Source organism: Pedobacter sp. MC2016-05 (assembly GCF_026239735.1).
GTDB lineage: Bacteria > Bacteroidota > Bacteroidia > Sphingobacteriales > Sphingobacteriaceae > Pedobacter.
In genome coordinates, this window is sequence record NZ_JAPIVT010000008.1 from 104,035 (window position 1) to 124,761 (window position 20,727).

Annotated in this window: 23 protein-coding genes; 13 read left to right on the forward strand and 10 right to left on the reverse strand. The window is 37.4% G+C overall.

Going from position 1 to position 20,727, the window contains the following annotated elements:
- The first annotated feature begins 76 nt into the window (after positions 1 to 76).
- The 6 genes from hemW (at position 77) to OQZ33_RS12705 (ending at position 6,525) form a co-directional block, all read left to right on the forward strand.
- Positions 77 to 1,204, forward strand: a complete 1,128-nt coding sequence (gene hemW, locus OQZ33_RS12680; RefSeq protein WP_265799477.1) for a radical SAM family heme chaperone HemW — start codon at positions 77 to 79, stop codon at positions 1,202 to 1,204.
- Positions 1,205 to 1,284: 80 nt separating this feature from the next.
- Positions 1,285 to 2,067, forward strand: coding sequence for an SDR family oxidoreductase (locus OQZ33_RS12685; protein WP_265799390.1), 783 nt, complete (start codon positions 1,285 to 1,287; stop codon positions 2,065 to 2,067).
- A 520-nt stretch (positions 2,068 to 2,587) separates the two neighbouring features.
- Complete coding sequence (locus OQZ33_RS12690; protein WP_265799391.1) at positions 2,588 to 3,373, forward strand: DUF3050 domain-containing protein; 786 nt, start codon at positions 2,588 to 2,590, stop codon at positions 3,371 to 3,373.
- 131 nt (positions 3,374 to 3,504) lie between these two features.
- Positions 3,505 to 4,386, forward strand: coding sequence for a cupin-like domain-containing protein (locus OQZ33_RS12695; RefSeq protein ID WP_265799392.1), 882 nt, complete (start codon positions 3,505 to 3,507; stop codon positions 4,384 to 4,386).
- Between the two features lie 174 nt (positions 4,387 to 4,560).
- Positions 4,561 to 5,175 carry a sugar O-acetyltransferase gene (locus tag OQZ33_RS12700; RefSeq protein WP_265799393.1) on the forward strand — a complete coding sequence of 205 codons (615 nt, stop codon included), beginning with the start codon at positions 4,561 to 4,563 and terminating at the stop codon, positions 5,173 to 5,175.
- Between the two features lie 81 nt (positions 5,176 to 5,256).
- A complete protein-coding gene (locus OQZ33_RS12705; protein WP_265799394.1) occupies positions 5,257 to 6,525 on the forward strand; it encodes a DUF5690 family protein in 1,269 nt (422 codons plus the stop codon).
- Here the strand turns inward: OQZ33_RS12705 and OQZ33_RS12710 are convergent.
- Positions 6,503 to 7,042 carry a hypothetical protein gene (locus tag OQZ33_RS12710; protein WP_265799395.1) on the reverse strand — a complete coding sequence of 180 codons (540 nt, stop codon included), beginning with the start codon at positions 7,040 to 7,042 and terminating at the stop codon, positions 6,503 to 6,505. The genes OQZ33_RS12705 and OQZ33_RS12710 overlap by 23 nt on opposite strands.
- A gap of 2 nt (positions 7,043 to 7,044) precedes the next feature.
- Entirely contained in the window at positions 7,045 to 7,473 is a 429-nt protein-coding gene (locus OQZ33_RS12715; RefSeq protein ID WP_265799396.1) for a YybH family protein, read from the reverse strand.
- 173 nt (positions 7,474 to 7,646) lie between these two features.
- Here OQZ33_RS12715 and OQZ33_RS12720 point away from each other — a divergent pair, with 173 nt between their 5' ends.
- From OQZ33_RS12720 to OQZ33_RS12730, 3 genes are all read left to right on the forward strand, one after another.
- The gene (locus tag OQZ33_RS12720; RefSeq protein WP_265799397.1) at positions 7,647 to 8,315 is read left to right on the forward strand and encodes a suppressor of fused domain protein; all 669 of its coding nucleotides are present in this window, start codon (positions 7,647 to 7,649) and stop codon (positions 8,313 to 8,315) included.
- Positions 8,315 to 8,596: a hypothetical protein gene (locus tag OQZ33_RS12725; RefSeq protein ID WP_265799398.1), complete on the forward strand. Its 282-nt coding sequence runs from the start codon at positions 8,315 to 8,317 to the stop codon at positions 8,594 to 8,596. The genes OQZ33_RS12720 and OQZ33_RS12725 overlap by 1 nt, the downstream gene beginning before the upstream one ends.
- Before the next feature lie 175 nt (positions 8,597 to 8,771).
- Positions 8,772 to 9,638 carry a carbohydrate kinase family protein gene (locus OQZ33_RS12730; RefSeq protein ID WP_265799399.1) on the forward strand — a complete coding sequence of 289 codons (867 nt, stop codon included), beginning with the start codon at positions 8,772 to 8,774 and terminating at the stop codon, positions 9,636 to 9,638.
- Positions 9,639 to 9,684: 46 nt separating this feature from the next.
- Here OQZ33_RS12730 and OQZ33_RS12735 read toward each other — a convergent pair whose 3' ends face one another.
- Both OQZ33_RS12735 and rsgA read right to left on the reverse strand, forming a co-directional pair.
- On the reverse strand, positions 9,685 to 10,638 hold the full coding sequence (locus OQZ33_RS12735) for a Smr/MutS family protein (protein ID WP_265799400.1): 954 nt from the start codon (positions 10,636 to 10,638) through the stop codon (positions 9,685 to 9,687).
- A 56-nt stretch (positions 10,639 to 10,694) separates the two neighbouring features.
- Positions 10,695 to 11,615 carry a ribosome small subunit-dependent GTPase A gene (rsgA, locus tag OQZ33_RS12740; protein ID WP_265799401.1) on the reverse strand — a complete coding sequence of 307 codons (921 nt, stop codon included), beginning with the start codon at positions 11,613 to 11,615 and terminating at the stop codon, positions 10,695 to 10,697.
- A gap of 117 nt (positions 11,616 to 11,732) precedes the next feature.
- Here rsgA and OQZ33_RS12745 point away from each other — a divergent pair, with 117 nt between their 5' ends.
- Positions 11,733 to 12,263 (forward strand): GyrI-like domain-containing protein, encoded by a 531-nt coding sequence (locus tag OQZ33_RS12745; RefSeq protein ID WP_265799402.1) that lies wholly within the window; start codon positions 11,733 to 11,735, stop codon positions 12,261 to 12,263.
- A 1-nt stretch (position 12,264) separates the two neighbouring features.
- Here the strand turns inward: OQZ33_RS12745 and OQZ33_RS12750 are convergent, their stop codons facing one another.
- Positions 12,265 to 12,600 carry a TonB-dependent receptor plug domain-containing protein gene (locus tag OQZ33_RS12750; RefSeq protein WP_265799403.1) on the reverse strand — a complete coding sequence of 112 codons (336 nt, stop codon included), beginning with the start codon at positions 12,598 to 12,600 and terminating at the stop codon, positions 12,265 to 12,267.
- A 779-nt stretch (positions 12,601 to 13,379) separates the two neighbouring features.
- Here OQZ33_RS12750 and thrA point away from each other — a divergent pair.
- The 3 genes from thrA (at position 13,380) to thrC (ending at position 18,234) form a co-directional block, all read left to right on the forward strand.
- Complete coding sequence (gene thrA, locus OQZ33_RS12755; protein WP_265799404.1) at positions 13,380 to 15,827, forward strand: bifunctional aspartate kinase/homoserine dehydrogenase I; 2,448 nt, start codon at positions 13,380 to 13,382, stop codon at positions 15,825 to 15,827.
- Between the two features lie 88 nt (positions 15,828 to 15,915).
- Positions 15,916 to 16,845, forward strand: coding sequence for a homoserine kinase (locus tag OQZ33_RS12760; protein ID WP_265799405.1), 930 nt, complete (start codon positions 15,916 to 15,918; stop codon positions 16,843 to 16,845).
- A 72-nt stretch (positions 16,846 to 16,917) separates the two neighbouring features.
- Positions 16,918 to 18,234: a threonine synthase gene (thrC, locus tag OQZ33_RS12765; protein WP_265799406.1), complete on the forward strand. Its 1,317-nt coding sequence runs from the start codon at positions 16,918 to 16,920 to the stop codon at positions 18,232 to 18,234.
- Positions 18,235 to 18,444: 210 nt separating this feature from the next.
- On the opposite strand, the gene OQZ33_RS12770 is transcribed toward thrC, so the two are convergent.
- The 5 genes from OQZ33_RS12770 to OQZ33_RS24320 form a co-directional block, all read right to left on the reverse strand.
- The gene (locus OQZ33_RS12770) at positions 18,445 to 18,864 is read right to left on the reverse strand and encodes a tail fiber domain-containing protein (RefSeq protein ID WP_265799407.1); all 420 of its coding nucleotides are present in this window, start codon (positions 18,862 to 18,864) and stop codon (positions 18,445 to 18,447) included.
- 69 nt (positions 18,865 to 18,933) lie between these two features.
- Positions 18,934 to 19,236, reverse strand: coding sequence for a hypothetical protein (locus tag OQZ33_RS12775; RefSeq protein ID WP_265799408.1), 303 nt, complete (start codon positions 19,234 to 19,236; stop codon positions 18,934 to 18,936).
- A gap of 103 nt (positions 19,237 to 19,339) precedes the next feature.
- Positions 19,340 to 20,293: a methylenetetrahydrofolate reductase gene (locus OQZ33_RS12780; RefSeq protein ID WP_265799409.1), complete on the reverse strand. Its 954-nt coding sequence runs from the start codon at positions 20,291 to 20,293 to the stop codon at positions 19,340 to 19,342.
- Positions 20,294 to 20,336: 43 nt separating this feature from the next.
- A complete protein-coding gene (locus tag OQZ33_RS24315; protein ID WP_265799410.1) occupies positions 20,337 to 20,537 on the reverse strand; it encodes a four helix bundle protein in 201 nt (66 codons plus the stop codon).
- Positions 20,446 to 20,709, reverse strand: coding sequence for a four helix bundle protein (locus OQZ33_RS24320; RefSeq protein ID WP_265799411.1), 264 nt, complete (start codon positions 20,707 to 20,709; stop codon positions 20,446 to 20,448). Before OQZ33_RS24320 ends, OQZ33_RS24315 begins: the two co-directional genes overlap by 92 nt.
- Between the last annotated feature and the right edge of the window lie 18 nt (positions 20,710 to 20,727).

A 20,727-nucleotide genomic window follows, 5' to 3' on the forward strand; every position in this document is an offset into this window, starting at 1 on the left:
AGCAAAAGTAATCGATTAATCATTGTTTACCTAAAGAAAATAAATGGATATGGAATATGCTGTATCTTTGTGGTCAATGTCCGGTATCTATATTCATATTCCTTTCTGTAAAAAAGCTTGCCACTATTGCGATTTTCATTTCAGTACCTCATTAAAATATGCCGATGAAATGGTTGAATCCATTTGCAAGGAAATCAAAATGAAAAGGGATAGGATTTCGGGGCAAGTTGGAAGCATTTATTTTGGAGGTGGAACACCTTCCATATTATCGCAAGCCGCTTTGCAGAAAATATTTGATACCATTAACCATACTTTTTCTGTTGATACCGATGCTGAAATTACCATTGAAACCAACCCTGATGATTTAACTTCTCAAAAATTAAAGGAGTTAAAACAGCTACCTGTTAACCGGTTTAGCGTTGGGGTACAATCTTTTTACAATGAAGATTTAATCTGGATGAACCGGGCGCATAATGCTGATGAAGCCGAAAATTGTATAAAGAGAAGTCAGGATGCTGGTTTTGAAAATTTGACTCTCGATCTAATTTATGGTTATCCGCTTTTAACAGATGCAAAGTGGTTAAGCAATATTAACAGAGCAATTGAGTTAGCTGTGCCACACCTTTCTGCCTACGCTTTAACTGTTGAGCCGAGAACAGCTTTGGCCCATGCCATAAAAAACAAGCAGCAAACTCCAGTGAGCGATGGCCAAAGTGCTGCCCAGTTTGTAATTTTGATGGAAAAGTTACTGGCTTCGGGCTTCGATCACTATGAAATATCAAATTTTGCTAAGCCAGATCGTTATGCCGTTCATAATACCAATTACTGGAAGGGCGTAAATTATATTGGTATTGGCCCATCGGCACATGGTTTTGATGGACAAAACAGGTATATGAATCCGGCAAACAATGCACTTTACCTGGAGACAATTGAAAGCAATAAACTGCCAGAAGTTATAGAGCTGCTTAGCGTGAATGACAGATTCAACGAATATATCATGACATCATTAAGAACAATGTGGGGAACGGACTTGCAAAAAATAAATGATGATTTTGGAAAGGATTTTCTGGAACAAACCAAGCACAATATTTTAGGTTTAAATGATAAGGACTGGCTTACCTACGATGGGGATAAAGTAAAGTTGAGCGAACAAGGAAAGTTATTTGCAGATCATATTGCATCGGAGTTGTTCATAATAGAATAGAAAATAGTGAATGTTTGAATTTTGAAGGAGTGAATTTTATATTTTATTCAATCCCCCACTCATTCAATAATTAAAATAGTATGTCGAAAATTGTTTGGATAACAGGTGCATCTTCAGGAATTGGAGAAGCCTTGGTTTACGAGTATTTTAAAGTTGGAGATAAACTGATCATTTCGGGTCGCAACCGTGATGAGTTGTTTCGAGTAAAGGGAAACTGCCAAAATTCATTTAATGTACATGTTTTACCTTTCGACTTAAGCGAAACTTCAGAATTAGATAGCAAGGCGAAAGATGCCATTAAAATTTTTGGCAAAATTGATTTACTCATCAACAGCGGTGGTGTAAGTCAGCGGAGCCTGGCTTTGGAAACCGACATAAAAACTGAGCAACAAATTATGAACACCAATTTTTGGGGAACTGTTGTTTTAAGCAAGGCAGTTTTACCAACAATGATAGCAAACGGCGGCGGCCAAATCGTTGTGGTCAGCAGTCTGGTTGGAAAATTTGGAACGAAGTTAAGGTCAGCGTATTCCGCTTCCAAACATGCTTTACATGGCTATTTTGATTCTCTTCGATCGGAAGTGTTTGACAAAAACATAGATGTTATTATCATTTGCCCTGGATTTATTAAAACGAATGTGACATACAATGCCTTAACAGGAGATGGGAAACCATTGAATACCATGGGTGATGCACATGATAAAGCCATGTCTCCAGCCGAATGCGCCAAACAGATGATAAAAGCTATTCAAGCAAAAAAAGAAGAGGTTTACATTGGAGGAAAAGAAACGAAAGCGGTTTGGCTGAAACGTTTCTTTCCAAAGGTTTTCTCTAAAAAAGTTCGTACAGCGACCGTGATCTAATTGGTAGAATATCATTGGAAAGTGATCAAGGCTATTTTCAAGTATAAATCTTTCAGTTTTTACTTGAAATAATACTTAAAATGAAATCGCCGAATGCGACGCAACTATTTAAACCATAAATTGGACTAAGCATTTAGCTGGAAAGCGACGAACTGCACTTTTCCCTCATAATCAGCGGATAATACTACCCAAACAAATCTAATTCCGCCATCGATTGAAAGATTTATGGCGGAATTAACTTTTGCCTTTTTTGGTATGATAAAATCAAGTCATATCGTATCCATTTCCATTGGCAATACAAATCAAGAAGACGCCATTTTGTTTAGCTAAGTTTTCGGTTAATTTCATCAGATAGCTACTTAGCCTAAAATACCTCAATCATCTTGTTACTTTTATGTCAGCAGGATTTCAAGTTTTAGCGATTATACACATTGAACCTACTAAGTGATTAATTTCGCCTCATTAACTAAGCGAAAAGCTAAGCTTGGATAGACATTAATTTGGCATTATACAACTGAACATGCATCCCAATATTCTAAAAATCCAAAATAACATAGCGCCTTTGAGGCAGCAAATTATTAATCACAAAGTTTATTCTGTAATAAGCGACCTGGAAGATCTTCAAACCTTCATGGAACACCACATTTATGCAGTTTGGGATTTCATGTCGCTGCTTAAAGCATTACAAATAAATTTAACCTGTACAACTCTACCTTGGTTTCCTGTTGGAGATGCCCTTACCAGGCAACTGATCAACGAAATAGTTGCCGGTGAAGAAAGTGATGTAGGTGCAGATGGAGAAATCAAAAGTCATTTCGAGCTATACCTGGAAGCGATGGTTCAATGTGGTGCAAATGTTAAGCCCATCAATCAATTTCTGTTGTCTTTACAGAAAGGCCGTGATTTCGACATGGCTTTTGAGTTGGCTCAAGTTCCGCCTTCAGCAAGAGCTTTTGTTGATTCGACGTTTAAGACAATAAAGAGTGGAAAAGCCCACCTTCAGGCCGCTAGTTTTACTTTTGGCCGTGAAGATCTAATCCCAAATATGTTCTTTAGTATGGTTAACGATTTGAATAGCAATCAACCAGACCAGGTTTCTATTTTCAAATATTATCTAGAACGCCACATCGAAGTTGATGGAGATCATCATAGTCATTTAGCATTAGCTATGACAGAAAAACTTTGCGAGAAAAACGAAAGTTTTTGGGCAGAAGCAGAAGAGGCAACGATAGAAGCCCTGCAAAAAAGAATTGATTTATGGGATGCCGCTTATGCAGAAATTGTGGGCAGAAAAGTTTTGGCTTAGCGTTAACAAAACATCAAGCTAATGCTAATTCTGAATTAAGTAAATTGCGTCACATTTGATTAGAGATATATTATTTGTAAAATAAAATTTACACATTTGTTGTTCGGCAACAAATAACCGATTTAAAACGCATGAGTTTCATATTAAAACCTGTAGATATCGTCGAGAATATTACTCCCGAAGATTTCAAAAAAAATTATTTGAAAACAAAAAAACCATTGGTAATTAGGGGCTTAACAAAAGATTGGCCAGCTAGAGAAAAATGGACAACTGAATATTTAAAAGAGATTGGTGGCGACTTGGAAGTGCCTTTGTACGATAACTCAAAAGCAGATCCTTCTAAACCAATTAATGCAGCTACAGCACACATGAAATTCGGCGATTATTTGGATTTAATTAAACGCGAACCCACTGAATTGAGAATATTTTTCTTCAATTTATTTAAGAAAGTGCCAAGCTTAATTAACGATGTAAAAATACCAAAGGATTTAATGGGTGGCTTTATTGAAAGTATGCCTGCCATGTTTTTTGGCGGCTCCAATTCAGTAACATTTTTACATTACGACATCGATTTACCGCACATTTTTCATACTCATTTTGGTGGAAGAAAACATATTGTACTTTTCGACAATAAATGGAAAGATAGATTGTATTGTCTTCCAAATGCCACTTATGCTTTGGAAGATTATGATGTAGCTAATCCAGATTTCGAAAAGTTTCCTGCTTTAAAAGGCGTGGAAGGCTACGAAGTGTTTTTAGAACATGGAGATACCTTATTTATGCCAACTGGAATGTGGCATTGGATGAAATACCTTGATGGCTCATTCTCTTTAAGTTTACGTGCCTGGGATCAATCTGTTACGCGTAAAGTAGCAAGTGTTTGGAGTTTATTTACCCATGGCGCCATTGATAGCTTGATTAAAATGACTTTTAAGGAAAAATATGCACATTGGAGAGAAAAGAAAGCTGTTAAAATTGCCGAAAAAGCAATGAGAAACGGTAATCCGAGATAAATATAAATCTAAAGGGTCTTCGACAGAGAGTTCAAAAAAAGCGAATAAATCGGGGCATCGGAAACGATAGTCCCGTTTTTTTTGTTTCTGCTTTCGCAAAATCTTCATTTTCGCGAGGAAGAAAGATGAAAGCATTGCATAATCTTTATTAAATAAACGAATATCAGAATATTAATGGAACACGAAATACTTACCGAAAAACAGAAAATGCTGGCTGGCAAAGCCTACCAAGCCGGAGGGAAAGAATTATCGCAAGAAAGACTCAAAGCCCGTGAAATTGTTTATGAGTTTAATAACCTCGCTCCAAAATTTATTAAACAACGAAAAGAGTTGCTTAAAAGATTATTCGGTAAAACGGAAAAGATGTTTTACGTAGAGCCTCCTTTTCGCTGCGATTATGGTTACAATATCGAAATTGGCGATAATTTTTATGCTAACTTCAATTTAACTATTTTAGACTGCGCAAAAGTCAGCATTGGCAATAGCGTTTTTATTGCGCCAAATGTATCCATTTACACCGCCGGCCACCCGATACATGCACACCTACGCGATCAGGAATATGAATGGGCGCAAGAAGTGACGATTGGCAACAGCGTTTGGATCGGAGGAAACGTGGTAATCAACCCAGGAGTAAAAATTGGTTCAAATGTGGTGATTGGTTCGGGCAGTATTGTTACGAGAGATATTCCGGACCATGTTTTTGCAGCAGGAAATCCTTGCAGGGTAATCCGCCACCTCACTGATGCAGACAAAGATTTTTACTACAAGGATTTCAAGTTAGAGTTGTAATCCACTAGCTAAATATAGAGAGTGCCTCTGGCTTTATGGATTTTTACAACTATATTTCCGCTACGGTAATTTTCAGGAAACATGCCCAAAAGCTTTACGTTCAAAAGTCAAATTAAAACGGGATTATACGCTGCTGTAGTAGTTTTCCTGGCTTATACGATGATTTTTGGCTTCAGAAAGACATTTACAGTCGCTACTTTCGACGGATTAACCATAGCTGGATATAGCTACAAAACCATTTTAGTAATTTGCCAAATGCTTGGCTATTTACTCGCCAAATTTTATGGCATTAAATATATTTCCGAACTTAAACGCACAGGCCGAGGAAAAATTATTATCGTCCTAACAACCATAGCGTGGTTAAGCTGGCTATTATTTGCCCTCGTTCCCGTACCCTATAACATCGTTTTTCTTTTCATTAACGGCTTTCCGCTCGGCATGCTTTGGGGCGTGGTATTCTCCTACGTAGAAGGCAGACGAAGCACCGATTTCATTGGTGCAACTTTAGCCGTAAGCTTCATTTTTGCTTCAGGATTTGTAAAATCGGTTGGCTCATGGTTAAGTATAACCTTTAATTTAACTGAATTTTGGATACCATTTTATGCTGGCTTAGTCTTCATGGTTCCGCTTTTGATTTTCGTTTTCTTAATGGAGAAAATACCTCCACCCAATGATGAAGACATCAAAGACAGAGCCGATAGAATACCAATGACTGAGCAGGACAGAAAGCTGTTTGTAAAAGAATTTTTTGCTGGCTTGGTTGCCTGTGTAATCATTTATTGCTTCGCCACAATTTTTAGAGATATCAGAGATAATTTTAGTGCCGAAATGTGGAATGAAATGGGTTTTGCGAACCAACCCGCCATTTTTGCCAAAACAGAGACACCAATAACGTTAATCGTTTTGCTATTAATTGGCAGCATGGTACTGATCAAGAATAACTTTACAGCCCTTAAAACAGCCCATTATTTTATCCTAGCGGGATTTATTTTAGCGGGTACATGTACACTACTTTTTAAAGCAAATTTAATTCAACCCATTTGGTGGATGACGTTGGTTGGCCTTGGGCTCTACATGGTTTACATTCCATTTAATGCTGTATTTTTCGATCGGTTAATATCAACTTTTAAGTACGCCAGCAACGTAGGTTTTTTAATTTACATAGCCGATTCATTTGGTTACGTAGGGAGTATAGGGGTTTTATTGAGTAAAGAAATATTTAAAGTAAAATTGAACTGGGTAACATTTTTTTCTAACAGCGTAATCATTTTATCTATCATTGGCTGCCTACTTACTGTTTACTCACTCCTGTATTTTTCAAAGAAATTTATTTCACATTCAAAGATTTGATTACCGAATCAACTACATTGAAATTCTCCTTTTTATCTTTAACATCAACACTGAATATAAATGAAAACGTTTTGCCCTTCCAGTTGAAAACATTGAAAATTCCCTTATTCCGATTTGTAATTACCGTGGTTTCAAAATCAGCCCTTAAAACCTTTTGCTTTCCAACCATAATTTCCTTTGGTTGGTTGAGCATCCCAAATTCAATCTTTCTTTTATGGTAACTCGCTCTTGATTGTTTGATCAGATTTTCCAGGTTCTTTTCTACACTTACCGAATCAATTGCAGTTATGATGAGGTAAGCGTCTTTAGAAAAGGGCTCGTCATCGCTTGCAGAAATAAACCGGCTATTTGGAACGCCTTCAATAGGGCGGTCCTTTTTGACCTTCCAATATTTAGGTAAACTGAAACTCCAACCTCCTTTACGGTATAAAACAAATTCTTTCTTTTTTGTGGATGAATAATTGCAAGCTGTTAGCAGCAGTATCAGAGCCAACGCCAAAAGAAGAGTTGTTTTCATATTTAGGAGCTATGATCTACTATTATTTTCCAAATACCCTCAATCTTTTTAAAAAGCAAAGTATAGTAGCCTTGTGGCTCGTCTTTTTCGCGTTTTAAATGCCAGCTACCCAAAACGAAAGCCACATCTTTATTTAAGAAATCGATTTTCTTAATCCCGAAAGTCAATTGGCCCATTCCAGCTTCTCCTGAATAAGTTTTTTTGTAATTATCCAACGTTTTTTGCCAGCCATAAGTGGGTCCGCTTTTGCCTACAAAAAGTAAACTATCGCTTTTAACATAACCCTGCATAAATGTTTCCAGGTCGCCTTTGTTCCAGGCTAATCTTTGCTTTTCAAGCACGTCAAGAATAGTTTTTTTATCTGCCGTAGTTTGAGCTGCGACAGAAAAAGTGATCAGGCAAAAGAGTATTGCAAAAATTGATTTCATCATATTAATTTTAATTTTTAGGGATCATTAATTTCCCGTTAGGTAAGAATGTAGAAATACATCCTCAACTAAAATAACAAAAAGCTTTTAAATTTAGATAATATCGTATTTTAATCCTGGAATAAGATTTGCGACCTGTTTTCAATTAATTTCGAGTACCAAAACAAAGTAAACCTATGAATGACTTTTACGAGAAGTTTCGCGACCTAACTTTTTTTGATAACCACCCAGAAGCGATCGCCAATCACCTTGATAATTTTTATACATCCGAAGAAATCACGGTTTTCCATGAAATGGTATCACCCGATTTTCATCTGGATGTCTACTTTATCAATTCTGAGCAGCACAGCTTTAACATTTTATTAACTTCTGGGATGAGTTTGCTGGAAATGACCGTGCCGGAGCGTGTAGAAAATCCTGAGCAATACAAGTTCGCCGAGCTCATGATTCTGCTACCAAAAGAAATTGAGTTTGGAAAGGTTTTTCCAAGTGAAAACGAGAACGATTGGATTTTGGGCATGTTAAAAGAAACTGCTCGTTTTCCGCACCATTATGATACCTGGTTAACCATTGGCCATACCTTACAAGCCACTTCAGATATGGAACCTTATGACCAAGAAACTGATTATGTTGGTTTGGTTGTTCTACCCTCGGTAACGTTCGACGAAGAATTTACCGAGATAAAAGTAGATAACGAAGTAATAAACATTTTGTCTATTTTCCCTTTGTACAAGAATGAACTGGACTATAAAATTGCAAATGGCTACAATGCTTTGCTAGATCGTTTGATTGAGAAAGATGAGAAAGAAGTTTTTAGTAACCAAAGAGGAAACTTATTAGATTAATGAAAGCAATCTATAAAATATTATCGGGAGGAATATTACTGTTCATCATCATTAATTGGGCAACTGCAAGCCTAAATTACAATGCTGATGGTGCAGACCAATATGGATTTCCACTAAACTTTTATACCAAAGTAAGTGGCTATGATGTGATAACAAAAGAAGGAAGAACCAGTACAAATTTTAATTTTTTTGCGTTTCTAGCCGATGTAACATTCGCTTTAGCAAGTAGCTGGCTCATCTTTACTTTTATAGATAGGTTCAAGAAAAAAGCCAATGTTTAACGTAACAAATAAGAGCAGCAAAACCGAAACTTCAATCTTTATCCGGATAACATCGCAAAAAGCTGAAATACACTATATTTATTAAATCTGGAAATAGAATAGCGTTGATAGAAGTAAATATAACCGACAATTAACAGACCTGAAAATTGCTACCTTGCAAAACATAAAATTTATCATGACAAAAAAAGTTGTAGCCATTGGCGAAATATTGTGGGATGTTTTTCCCGAAGGAAAAAAGGCAGGTGGATCTAGTATGAATGTGGCGCTTAACTTGCACAAACAGGGTATAAAGAGCCAATTTATTAGCGCTATTGGCGATGATGAAAACGGAAAAGAACTTTTAACCTTTTTATCCTCAAATCATTTCCCAATTCACCTCATCCAAACAAACAACTTACCAACAAGTACAGTAGAAGTTCAATTAGATGCGCAGCATCAGGCTACTTATACTATTGTGGCACCAGTTGCCTGGGATGCGATTCAACTTACTGAAGAAAATGTTGCTGCTGTGAAAAACGCTGACGCCTTTGTGTATTGCAGTTTGACTTGTAGAAATGAAAACAGCCGAAACACCATTTTATCTTTATTAAAGGAAGCCAAGCTTAAAGTATTTGATATCAATCTTCGCCCACCATTTTACACCATAGAAACTTTAAAGGTGCTACTTTCTGTAGCCGATATTTTAAAAGTAAACGAGCACGAATTACTTTATTTGAAAAACGAACTCGCCTTTACCGGCAATACAGATGAACAATTGCTAAAACAATTGAGCAACACTTTCAACATCAACATGATTTGCTTGACCGTTGGCGAAAAGGGTGCATATGTATTACAGGAAAACAAACTTTACCAACATAAAGGCTACCGGGTGGAAGTGGCCGATACCGTTGGGGCAGGTGACTCTTTCTTGGCCACTTTTATTGCCAGCTACTTAAAGGGCTACCCCATTGACACAGTTTTGGATAGAGCTTGCAAGGTTGGCAGTTTCGTGGCTTCACAAGCTGGAGCAAACCCTGATTATGGAGAAGAAGTTTTTCATTAGAATGCTAATGTTTTAATTCATTAATATCCTCGTCTAAAGAAGGCATTTATTTAAATACAACCTCCGTAGCTCCATAACCGAACTTTTCTTTTCGAGCATCCATGTAGGTTTTAATATGAGGATTTTTACTAATTAGTTTATGAATTTTATCTCTCAACGTTCCGTTTCCTGAACCATGTATGAAAACCATTTTATCAAAGTGATGCACTACTGCAGCATCTAAAGCATTTTGAAAATGATTCAGCTGAATTTGGAGAATTTCATCAGCCTCTAAAAAATGGTGATCGTCTCTTAATTTCTCAATATGAAGATCTATTTCTCTTGCAGGAGCATCAACAGTCCGTTTTTCAGCAGGCGATTTGAAGAAACTTTCTTTCAGCTTTTGTGCATCGATAATAATAGGTACCAGATCATCCAAACGGATTAACCAACCTTTGAGATTAGATTGTGGCAGTTCTTTTTGTTCGGTCGAAAAATCCTTTGCCCTGAATTTTTTGCGAATCACCAAAGGATCAATCGGTTTAATATCAGCTTTGCTAAAAACCAAAATCTGAAAAGTAAATTCGGGCCAGATATCCAAATCTGCTAATGATGCCGAATAAATCAAACTTGATTGATAAGATTCAATCACACCATGAAATAAGCCTGAGTATTTCTCTTTCTTCTCTGAGGTTAGACTCACCAACAACACATTAGGTGATTGGTTTTGAAGATAAAAATGAACCACATTACCGGCTTTATTATCTGTAGCAACGGCGACATAAATTCCATTTTCAATTTTGCTTATCGATGGAACGTTTACCTGAATGGGTTTGGGTGCATCGATTTCTTCTGCAACTACACCATGCCCGTGCACCGAAGTTAAATTACTTACGGCAACCGGAATTTCAAAACCATCCTCATCGGTAACGCCCAAAGTTTGTGCGTCGATAATTCTGGTTACATAACCCTCCCGTTTTTCATCAACAAAACGAACAAAATCTCCTAATTTAAATTTCATAACTTATTTTTACAGCAAAGACACAAAGTACATGAATCTAGTCTTTAAGCTTTTCTTTAATGCCTTGTATCGTTATTATGGTAAATACTTAAATAGCTTTCATAACGTGACACAGCAATACCACCCTCATTCACCGCTTCGATTACGGCACATCCAGGTTCATTTATATGGCGACAGTTATTGAACCTACATTGGTGTGAAGTTTTAAAAATCTCCCTAAAAAAATGACCTAACTCCTCTTTTTCAATATCAATTACACCCAATTCTCTAATTCCTGGCGTATCTACAATAAAACCACCTTGTGGTAATTCGAACATCTCAGCAAAAGTTGTGGTATGCTGACCTTTATCGCTCCAATCTGATACCTCCCCTGTTTTCAAATCTCTATCAGGCAGCAAAGCATTTATTAAACTGGATTTACCGACGCCGGAATGCCCGGAAATTAAGGTAATTTTATTTGTAATTAACTCCTGAATAACTGGAATATTGATCCCTTTTAAAGCCGAAACTTCATAACAGGGATAACCAATATTTTCATAAATATTTTTGAATTCCTGTAATATTTCCAGACCCTCTTTACTAAATAAATCAAGCTTGTTGAATACCAAAACGGCAGGTACATCGTAAGCCTCAGCGGTAACCAAAAACCGATCAATAAAGCCCAATGATGTCCTCGGTGAAGCAAGTGTAACCAGCAAAATGGCCATATCCAAATTTGCAGCCAGAATTTGCGCCTGCTTGCTTAAGTTAATCGATTTGCGGATAATGTAATTTTTTCGAGGCAGCAACTCGTTTATTAAGCCTTGATTACTGTCTTTCTCCAGGTCGAATTTCACCCGATCGCCCACAGCAATTGGATTGGTAGTTTTAATTCCTTTAATCCTGAATTTACCAATAATACGACAGTCGTAACGCTTGCCAGTATCAGCCAAAACGCTATACCAACTTCCCGTAGATTTAATAATTAAGCCCTGCATAGTTGAAAACAAAGGTATGAAAAGGATGGAAGATGTGGGTGGGAAAAATTACTTGTAGCGCATCATTTCGACCATAGCATAGCAAAGTCGAGAAATCTTTTAACCATAACGTTCTTTATGATACAGGAATTCTCTGCTGCGCTCGAAATGACGGATATCTTTAAGATTTTAAATATTAACTTCGCCAAAAACCTACAAATGGAAAACTTCAAAATTATTGGCATCTCAACAGAAACCAGCAATCAAAACAATCAGGCAGCAGCAGATTTAGGAAAACTGTGGCAAAGATTTTTCGCTGAAGAAACAGCTTCGAAAATTCCCAATAAAGAAAATGAAGATATTTATGCCATTTACACCGATTATGAAAGCGACTACACTGGCAGATACACCACGATTATCGGGCAACAGGTAAGCACATTAGATAACATTCCAGATGGTTTTGTGGGTAGAGAAATTAAAAATGAGAGGCTCATTAAATACAAAGCAAAGGGAGAAATGCCACATGCTGTTGTAGATACGTGGCAGGAAATATGGGCAAACGACATTGCTTTATATAGAACCTACAATGCCGACTTTGAAGTTTACGGAGAAAAATCTCAGCAGGGGTCAGATTCGGAAGTAGAGATTTATATTGGGGTGAGGAGTTAGATTAGCCTTTTTTAAGATAGGGTTTTAAGCGATTAAATTCCTTTCTTGAGTCTGCATTCTTTATAGTTACCACAATAACACCATTTGCTGCCCTGACACCATAGATCGCAGTAGCAGCCGCATCTTTTAACACTTCTACCTTTTCAATTGTATTCGGGTTTATCATTGTTGAAGAGGGATCATTTAAAATATAACTCTTCTTTTTAAAGACAACTACCCAAAGCGGAGGATTATCCGAAATCGTTGAAGAACACCTTAATCTTATTGTTGGTTGAGTTTGTGAATAAGCATTGAAACTAAAAGCTGCGCATAGCAGAATAAAGAAAAGAGATTTCATAAAGATGTTTTAATGATGATTCTTACTGGATGGAAATTCCATAAAATAGTAAAGGCAGTATAGCGCTCGAACATTCTACATCACGATTTTTTAAAACATACCAGCAACAAACTCAAATAGTACCTTAAACTAGCTTAGCTAAACCTGACAGCAGCGGAAATACTTTTTGTTGCATTAACTAAATAGATTGCCACGTCGTTCCTCCTCGCAATGGCGGAAATGGGAAAGGCAGAGGAATCCGCAAAAAAGATTGTAGCGAATGGCAGGATTGCTTTAGCATAAGAATTACTGAATCTGCTTTTTCAACAAAATAAAATAATCATTTATTAACCACCCCGCCCTGCGGGCACCCCTCCTTATAATAAGGAGGGGAGATGAAAACCCAGAGCATTAAGATTCTTGCGTCGATCATCTTCGAAATAACGATTTCTATTTTAGTTTTCGGTTCAAAAAATGCCGCTATTTCATTTGATTAAACGTTTTATTAAAAGTTTTTCAAATAAATTTAAAAATTGTTTGCAATTAAGAAAAATAATCTGCTACTTTACGGTGTACAAAATACACCAACAGAAATGATTTTCAATACTTCAATTATTACAACCATTATTATTACCACCGGGATAAACCAGCGGGGCTAATTTGTTGTAAGTTGAATTAACATATAACACAGAAAGCGTCCCGACACAAATCGGGGCGCTTTTTTTTTAAACCAAAACCATTGAAAACTGCACAAACTAATTAACAAGCAAGCGTGCAAGGTTCATTAAAACTAAAAACTAATGAAAGTATTAAAATTCGGCGGCACATCCGTAGGTTCGGCCGAGAACATCAAAACGTTACTGAGCATAGTAGCCAAAGAAAAATTACAGAGCAATCCGGTAGTTGTATTATCGGCAATGAGTGGCGTAACCAATTTGCTAACCGATATGGCCGAAAAAGCCGAACGTGGCGAAGATTATGACACTGGTTTAAAAGAAATTGAGGCCAAACACTTTGCAGTGATTCGTTCGCTTTTACCGGCAGCGGCCCAAAACCCCGTGTTTACGCGTTTGAAAATCTTCTTTAACGAGCTGGAAGATCTATTGCAGGCCGTAACCAACCTTCGCGAATTGAGTTTGCAAACCAAAGACCAGATTTTAAGTTATGGTGAACGTTGCTCTTCTTTCATGATTGCACACATCGCCTCACAGCAATTTGCTGAAGCTTTGTATGTAAATGGTTCGGAATTTATAAAAACCGATAGCAATTTCGGACAAGCAAAGGTTGATACCGAGCTGACTGGAATGTTGATTAATGATTTCTACCTGGCCAATAAAAATAAGATATTGTTTGTTACGGGTTTCATTGCCAGCAATGCGACCGGCAGAGTAACTACTTTAGGTCGTGGCGGTTCTGATTATACCGCAGCAGTTTGGGGTGCTGCTTTAAATGCTGAAGAAATTGAAATTTGGACTGACGTAAACGGGATGATGACTGCCGATCCACGTATTGTGAAAAAGGCTTTTTCATTACCTGAGTTGAGTTATACGGAAGCAATGGAATTGAGTTATTTCGGAGCCAAGGTAATTTACCCACCAACAATGATTCCGGCTTTCATGAAGAAAATTCCGCTGGTAATCAAGAATACATTTGAGCCTGATTTCTCTGGAACCTATATCAAAAGTGATGTTAAAGCGTCAACCCTGCCGATAAAAGGCATTTCATCTATCGACCATATCAGCATTATCAATCTTACCGGTAGCGGCATGGTAGGCAAAGCAGGTTTCAGCGGAAGATTATTTTCTTTATTATCTCGCGAGCAGATTAACGTTGTGCTGATTACGCAATCTTCATCAGAGCACAGCATTACTTTTGCGGTTAAGCCCACTGATGCGGGTCAGGCGATTGCTTTAATTAAAAAAGAATTTGAACTGGAGCTCGATGCCAACAAACTGGCTCTACCAGAGGTTGAAAACAATCTAGCCGTTTTGGCCATTGTTGGCGAAAATATGAAACGTACGCCTGGCATGAGCGGAAGGTTGTTTAACGCATTGGGTAGAAACGGAATTAATGTTAGAGCAATTGCCCAGGGTTCATCCGAATACAATATCTCAGTAATTATCAGCGCAGCTGATTTATCAAAAGCGGTAAATGCCGTTCACGATGCTTTCTTTACCGACTTAAAACGCACATTAAACATCTTCTGTTTGGGAACAGGAAACATTGGTAAAACCTTGTTCAACCAGCTGAAAGAGCAAATGCCATTCTTAGCCGCAAACAATGATTTGCAAGTTAAGGTTGCCGGAATTAGCAATACCCGCAAGATGATTTTCAATGCCGATGGTTTATCACTTGAAAATTGGGAAAGTAACTTGGATACAAATGGTGAGCAGGCAGACTTAGCGGGTTTTGTAGAACGCATGAAAGCATTAAACTTACCCAACTGCGTTTTTGTGGATAATACCGCAGCAGAATCGCCGATTGAATATTATCAGGGCATTTTTGAAAACAGTATTTCTGTTGTTACTTGCAATAAAAAGGGAAATTCAGCAGACTTTGCTCAATACAAATCGTTCAAAGATACTGCCCGAAAATTTGGTGTTGATTTCTACTACGAAACCAATGTTGGTGCAGGCTTGCCAATCATCCGTACTTTAAGAGAGTTGATGATGAGCGGCGATAAAGTTGCTCGTATCGAGGCAATTTTATCTGGAACAATTTCTTACATCTTTAACAACTTTAAAGGCGATGCCGGATTTTATGAAACGGTTAAAGAAGCGCAGGAATTGGGTTATACCGAACCCGATCCACGTGATGATTTGAACGGAAAAGATTTCATGCGCAAAATGTTAATCCTGGCTCGTGATGCAGGCTATCCATTAGAAGCAGCTGATGTTAAAATTGATAACATTTTACCAGAATCTTGTTTAAAGGCAACTTCTGTAGAAGATTTCTATGTTGAACTACAAAAAAATGCATCCTACTTTGAAGATTTGAAAACTAAAGCTGCAAACGATAAGAAAGTGTTGCGCTACATTGGTAAACTCGAAGATGGAAATGTAGAAATCAGTTTGCAAATGGTTGATGACAGTCATCCCTTTTATATGCTTTCGGGGAGTGATAACATCATTTCATTTACGACAGATCGATACAAATCTCGCCCACTAGTGGTTAAAGGCCCTGGTGCAGGAGCAGAGGTTACCGCGGCAGGTGTTTTTGCAGATATTATAAATGTTGGAAGCAATTAGACAGCGATAAATCAAAAACAAAATATATAAATATAAATGAGTTGGAGTCTAGGCCTATAATTTTAGCTCCTTCATCATTATTCAAATTATGAAAGAAATAAAAGTTTTCGCACCTGCAACCGTTGCAAACGTAGTATGTGGCTTCGATGTTTTGGGTTTTGCTGTTAATGAACCCGGCGATGAAGTTGAAATGCGTCTAAAAGATATACCCGGTGTGGTAATCAAAAGAATTACTGGCGATGATGGTCGGTTGCCTTTGGATTCGACTAAAAACACGGTTAGTGCAAGTGTTCAGTATTATTTGCAACACATCAATCGGGTAGATGTAGGCGTCGAAATCGAGCTACATAAGAAGATGCCAATTGGTAGCGGATTAGGTTCAAGCTCGGCAAGTACCGTTGCAGGTTTATTCGCCATAAATAAATTGATGGGCGATTTACTAACGCCTAAAGAACTTGTTCCTTTTGCCATGAAAGGCGAAGAACTAGCTTGTGGTTATGGCCATGCCGATAATGTTGCACCAGCCATTCTTGGTGGGTTTGTATTAGTTAGAAGTTACCATCCTTTGGATGTAATTTCATTACCTACTCCTGCAGGGATGTATGCAGCGATTGTTTATCCTGAGGTGAATGTACCCACAAAAGATGCCCGTCAAATGATTCGCAGCAAAGTATTGTTGAAAGATGCGGTTACCCAATGGGGCAATGTTGCTGGTTTGGTTAGTGGCTTATTTATGAATGATTTTGACTTAATTGGCCGCAGCATGAAAGATGTTTTGGTAGAACCAACCCGATCGATTTTAATTCCAGGTTTTGAAGAAATGAGAGCAATAGCCATGGAAAACGGCGCTATCGGTTTCGGAATTTCAGGCTCAGGCCCATCGGTTTTTGCTTTAGCAAAAGATGAAGAAACTGCCAAAAGAATAACAAAAGCACAGCAACAACATTTACATAAAATAAATATCAACAGCAAAGCTTATGTTTCTTCGGTTAATGCCGAAGGACCTAGAGTAATTTAAGTAATAATTTTTTACTGAAAAGTTAGCCTGTGCGAACTTATAACGTAAAAATTAGAACCTAAAACTTAAACCATGAAACTATACTCAACCAAAAATAAAGATTTACGTGTTTCTTTCAAAGAAGCCGTTTTTAACAGCATGCCTCAAGATAAAGGTTTGTATATGCCTTTGGAAATCCCTCAATTGGATGCAGACTTTTTAGCTAACATCGAACAGTATGCTTTGCCAGAGATTGCTTATAAAGTAGCTTCAACTTTATTAAAAGATGAAATCCCTGCGGAAGATTTAAAAGCTTTGATTGAAGATGCCATTAACTTTGAAGCACCAGCGGTAAAACTAGACCAAAAAACCTTTGTACTCGAACTTTTCCACGGACCATCCTTAGCTTTTAAAGATTTTGGCGCCCGCTTCATGAGCAGGGTGATGGCTTATTTCTTAAAGGATGGCGAGCAACTTTTAGACGTTTTAGTTGCTACTTCCGGAGATACCGGTGGTGCAGTTGCTTTAGGTTTTTTAGGTGTACCCAACACCCGCGTAACTATTCTTTATCCCGAGGGGAAAGTAAGTCCGATACAGGAATTGCAATTAACCACCAACGGACAAAACATTAGAGCAGTTGAGGTAAAAGGCACTTTTGATGATTGCCAGGCTTTAGTTAAACAAGCTTTTGCAGATGAAGAGTTGAATGCAAATTTCCGTCTAACATCAGCCAATTCGATAAATATCTCGAGGTTAATTCCGCAAACGTTTTATTATTTTAACACTTACGCACAGCTAAAAAAACAAGGGTTAAATGATGTAATATTTTCCGTTCCGAGTGGAAATTTTGGCAATATCGGGGCAGGTTTATTGGCCTTTAAACTAGGTTTGCCGGTTAAGCAATTTATTGCTGCTACTAACATAAACGACACTGTTCCACGCTTCCTGGAATCAGGTATCTACGAAACGAAACCGTCTACTCAAACTTATTCAAATGCGATGGATGTCGGTGCGCCAAGTAACTGGGTTCGCATCATGGATTTATTTGGCGAAGATGTAAATGCCTTGAAAAATGTGGTTACATCGTATCGGTTTAATGATGAAGAAACGCTTGCTGGAATCAAAGAAATCGACTCAAAATTTGATTATGTTGCCTGTCCACATACAGCGATTGCTTATCTTGCAATTGAAAAATACAGGCAGGAAAATCCGGAAGATGAGAGCGCAGCAATCTTTTTATCAACCGCTCATGCTTGTAAGTTCCCGGATATTTTCCCTTTAGATATTGCAGCAAAAATTGAAATTCCCGAGCAGGTTAATGTATTAGAAAGCCTGCCTCGATATGCAGATAAACTAGGTGTAGATTTTGAAGCTTTTAAAAATTATTTGTTGAATAACATCGATGGCTGATTTAATTCATGCCTAGTTTGGAACTTTTGCATTAATAAGCTTTGCTTCTCGAGTTTCGAGCAAAAAATGAAGTCTAAAGTAAATAAAGCAAATGGAATTTTGCAGGGTAAAAAAAGATGATATAATCATAAATAATCTAGTTAGTAAACTACAAACAAAAAAGGCTGGAATTAAAAACTCCAACCTTTTGAACTATAAAACTAAACCTAACTATTTCGATGCTTGCGACTTTAGTGAATGCAATTCGCGTTTCAACTCGTCAATTTGCTGTTGCTGTTCTTTAATACTACCCACCAAAAGCGGAATCAAGCTTTCATAATCAACTTTGGTTATTGTAGCTGAGTTGTAGGCATTTTTGCCTGCCGGATATTGCTTGGCTTGTACAGTAACCACACTTGGAACAGCACTTTTAGCCTCAGCTCCCACAAAACCATATTGGGAGGTGGCTGGAAGTTTTAATTTTTCAGCCCAGGTTTTGTCGTAATTAAAGCTTACTGGCTGAAGTTTTGAAACCATCTCTAAAGAGTTACTTACTGGTTTTACATTAGCTTGCGTCACTTCTTGTGCGCTAACTTTTAATGATGCGGAAATTGTAAATACCGCAAAACAGAATGAAATTGCTCGTTTCATATTCTTTATAAATTAATAGAAATAAATACTGGATATTGCCCGACAAAGGGTTTGTTTAGAAACTAGTTACTAAACGGAGGGCGGAGGGGTTAAAACATCCGCGAAGTAGGGAGGGTGATCAAGACATGCTGGAATAGCTATCTTTTGTTTCATTGCAAGGGGAAGATTGCAAAGTTCTTCAGCAATAAAATTTTGCATAAAGTACTCTGTTTCAACTTTTTTTTCTTCTTTCTCAGTCGCATCATCATTTGACACGATATTTTCAATATAGGAAGACGAATAGCTTAAATACGACAATACATTGCCAACCTTTAAAAAAAGAGTTATGGCGATGCATAAAACCAAAAAGTATTTAAGTGTTAAAAACTTCATCCTTACAAATATAAGTTGTACAGTTAAATTAACAAAAATAGACAGTTAAAGTTCTGTAAAATAAAAATCCGCTCTCCCAAATGAAGCGGATTTTGTGTCAAAGTTAAAATATAGCCTTCGCGATGGCTTTGGTTTGCTGCGGTTTTCCCATGGTATAAAAATGGAGCACTGGTACTCCGAAGTCGATTAACTCTTTGCATTGTTTAATCATGGCTTCGGTTCCAATTTCTTTAGCTTCAGCGTTGCTTTTTGCATAAGATAATGCGTCTGTTAACTCATCAGGCAAATCAATATGGAAAATTTTTGGCAAGACATTTAGTTGAGTAAGTGTGCTTATAGGCTTTAAGCCAGGAATAATGGGCACATTAATATCATTCTCCCTACACTTTTTCACAAAGTCAAAATATTTCTGGTTATCAAAAAACATTTGCGTAACGATAAACTCTGCACCCATATCAACTTTCTTTTTTAGGTATTTGAAGTCGGCATTTAGATTGGGTGCTTCAAAGTGCTTTTCGGGATATCCGGCAACACCTATACAGAAATCGCTTTTGAAAGTTTCTACATCTTCATGCAGAAATTTACCATCGTTATGATTTTTGATATGCTGAATTAAATCAGTTGCGTAGCAGTGTCCCCCTTTAGTTGGAACAAAAGAATGATCGGCTGCACGCGCATCACCACGTAAGGCCAATACGTTATCTATCCCTAAAAACTGCAAATCGATTAAAGCGTTCTCAGTTTCCTCTTTGGTAAAACCACCACAAATTAAATGAGGAACTGCATCTATCTTATATTTGTGAATAATTGCAGCGCAGATCGCGATTGTACCTGGACGCTTGCGGTACGACACCTTTTGCAACAATCCGTTTTCCTGCTCTTTGTAAATATAATCTTCCCTTAAGGAGGTTACATCAATAAAAGGAGGATTAAACTCCAGCAAAGGATCGATGGCATCGTAAATCCATTGGATACTTTGTCCCTTAATAGGCGGCAGAAGCTCAAACGAGAATAGGGTTTTGCCCTTTGAATTATTTATATGGTCTGTAATTTTCAATTGTAGTTAAAAGTTATGGGTTAAAGGTTATAAGGCTGGATGCTTATTTAATCAGCTTCTGATAATAATTTATAAATCCGTTAAGTAGTTTTCTAGTTGTTTCAATTTTAAGCACTAGCGTTTTTAAGTCTATTTCTTCGATAAATCCCGAATCAAACGCAAGAGATAGTTGAGTTTCGACCCCATAAACGGAACCCCTTGCGACAAAAAAAATGAATGCTGTCTTTGGGACGATTTCTACCACAACCCTCAGCAATGTCCGATGGAATGGATACAGCGGCTTTTCTAATCTGGCTTATCAACCCGATTTTTTTGTCAATTGGAAAATTTGAAGATACTAAATATACTTCCTTAGACAAAATTCGGTCTTGTTTCCAAACATCCACATCAGTATAATTTTCCTTTTCCTGGTCCATGTTATCTGCAATTTGACT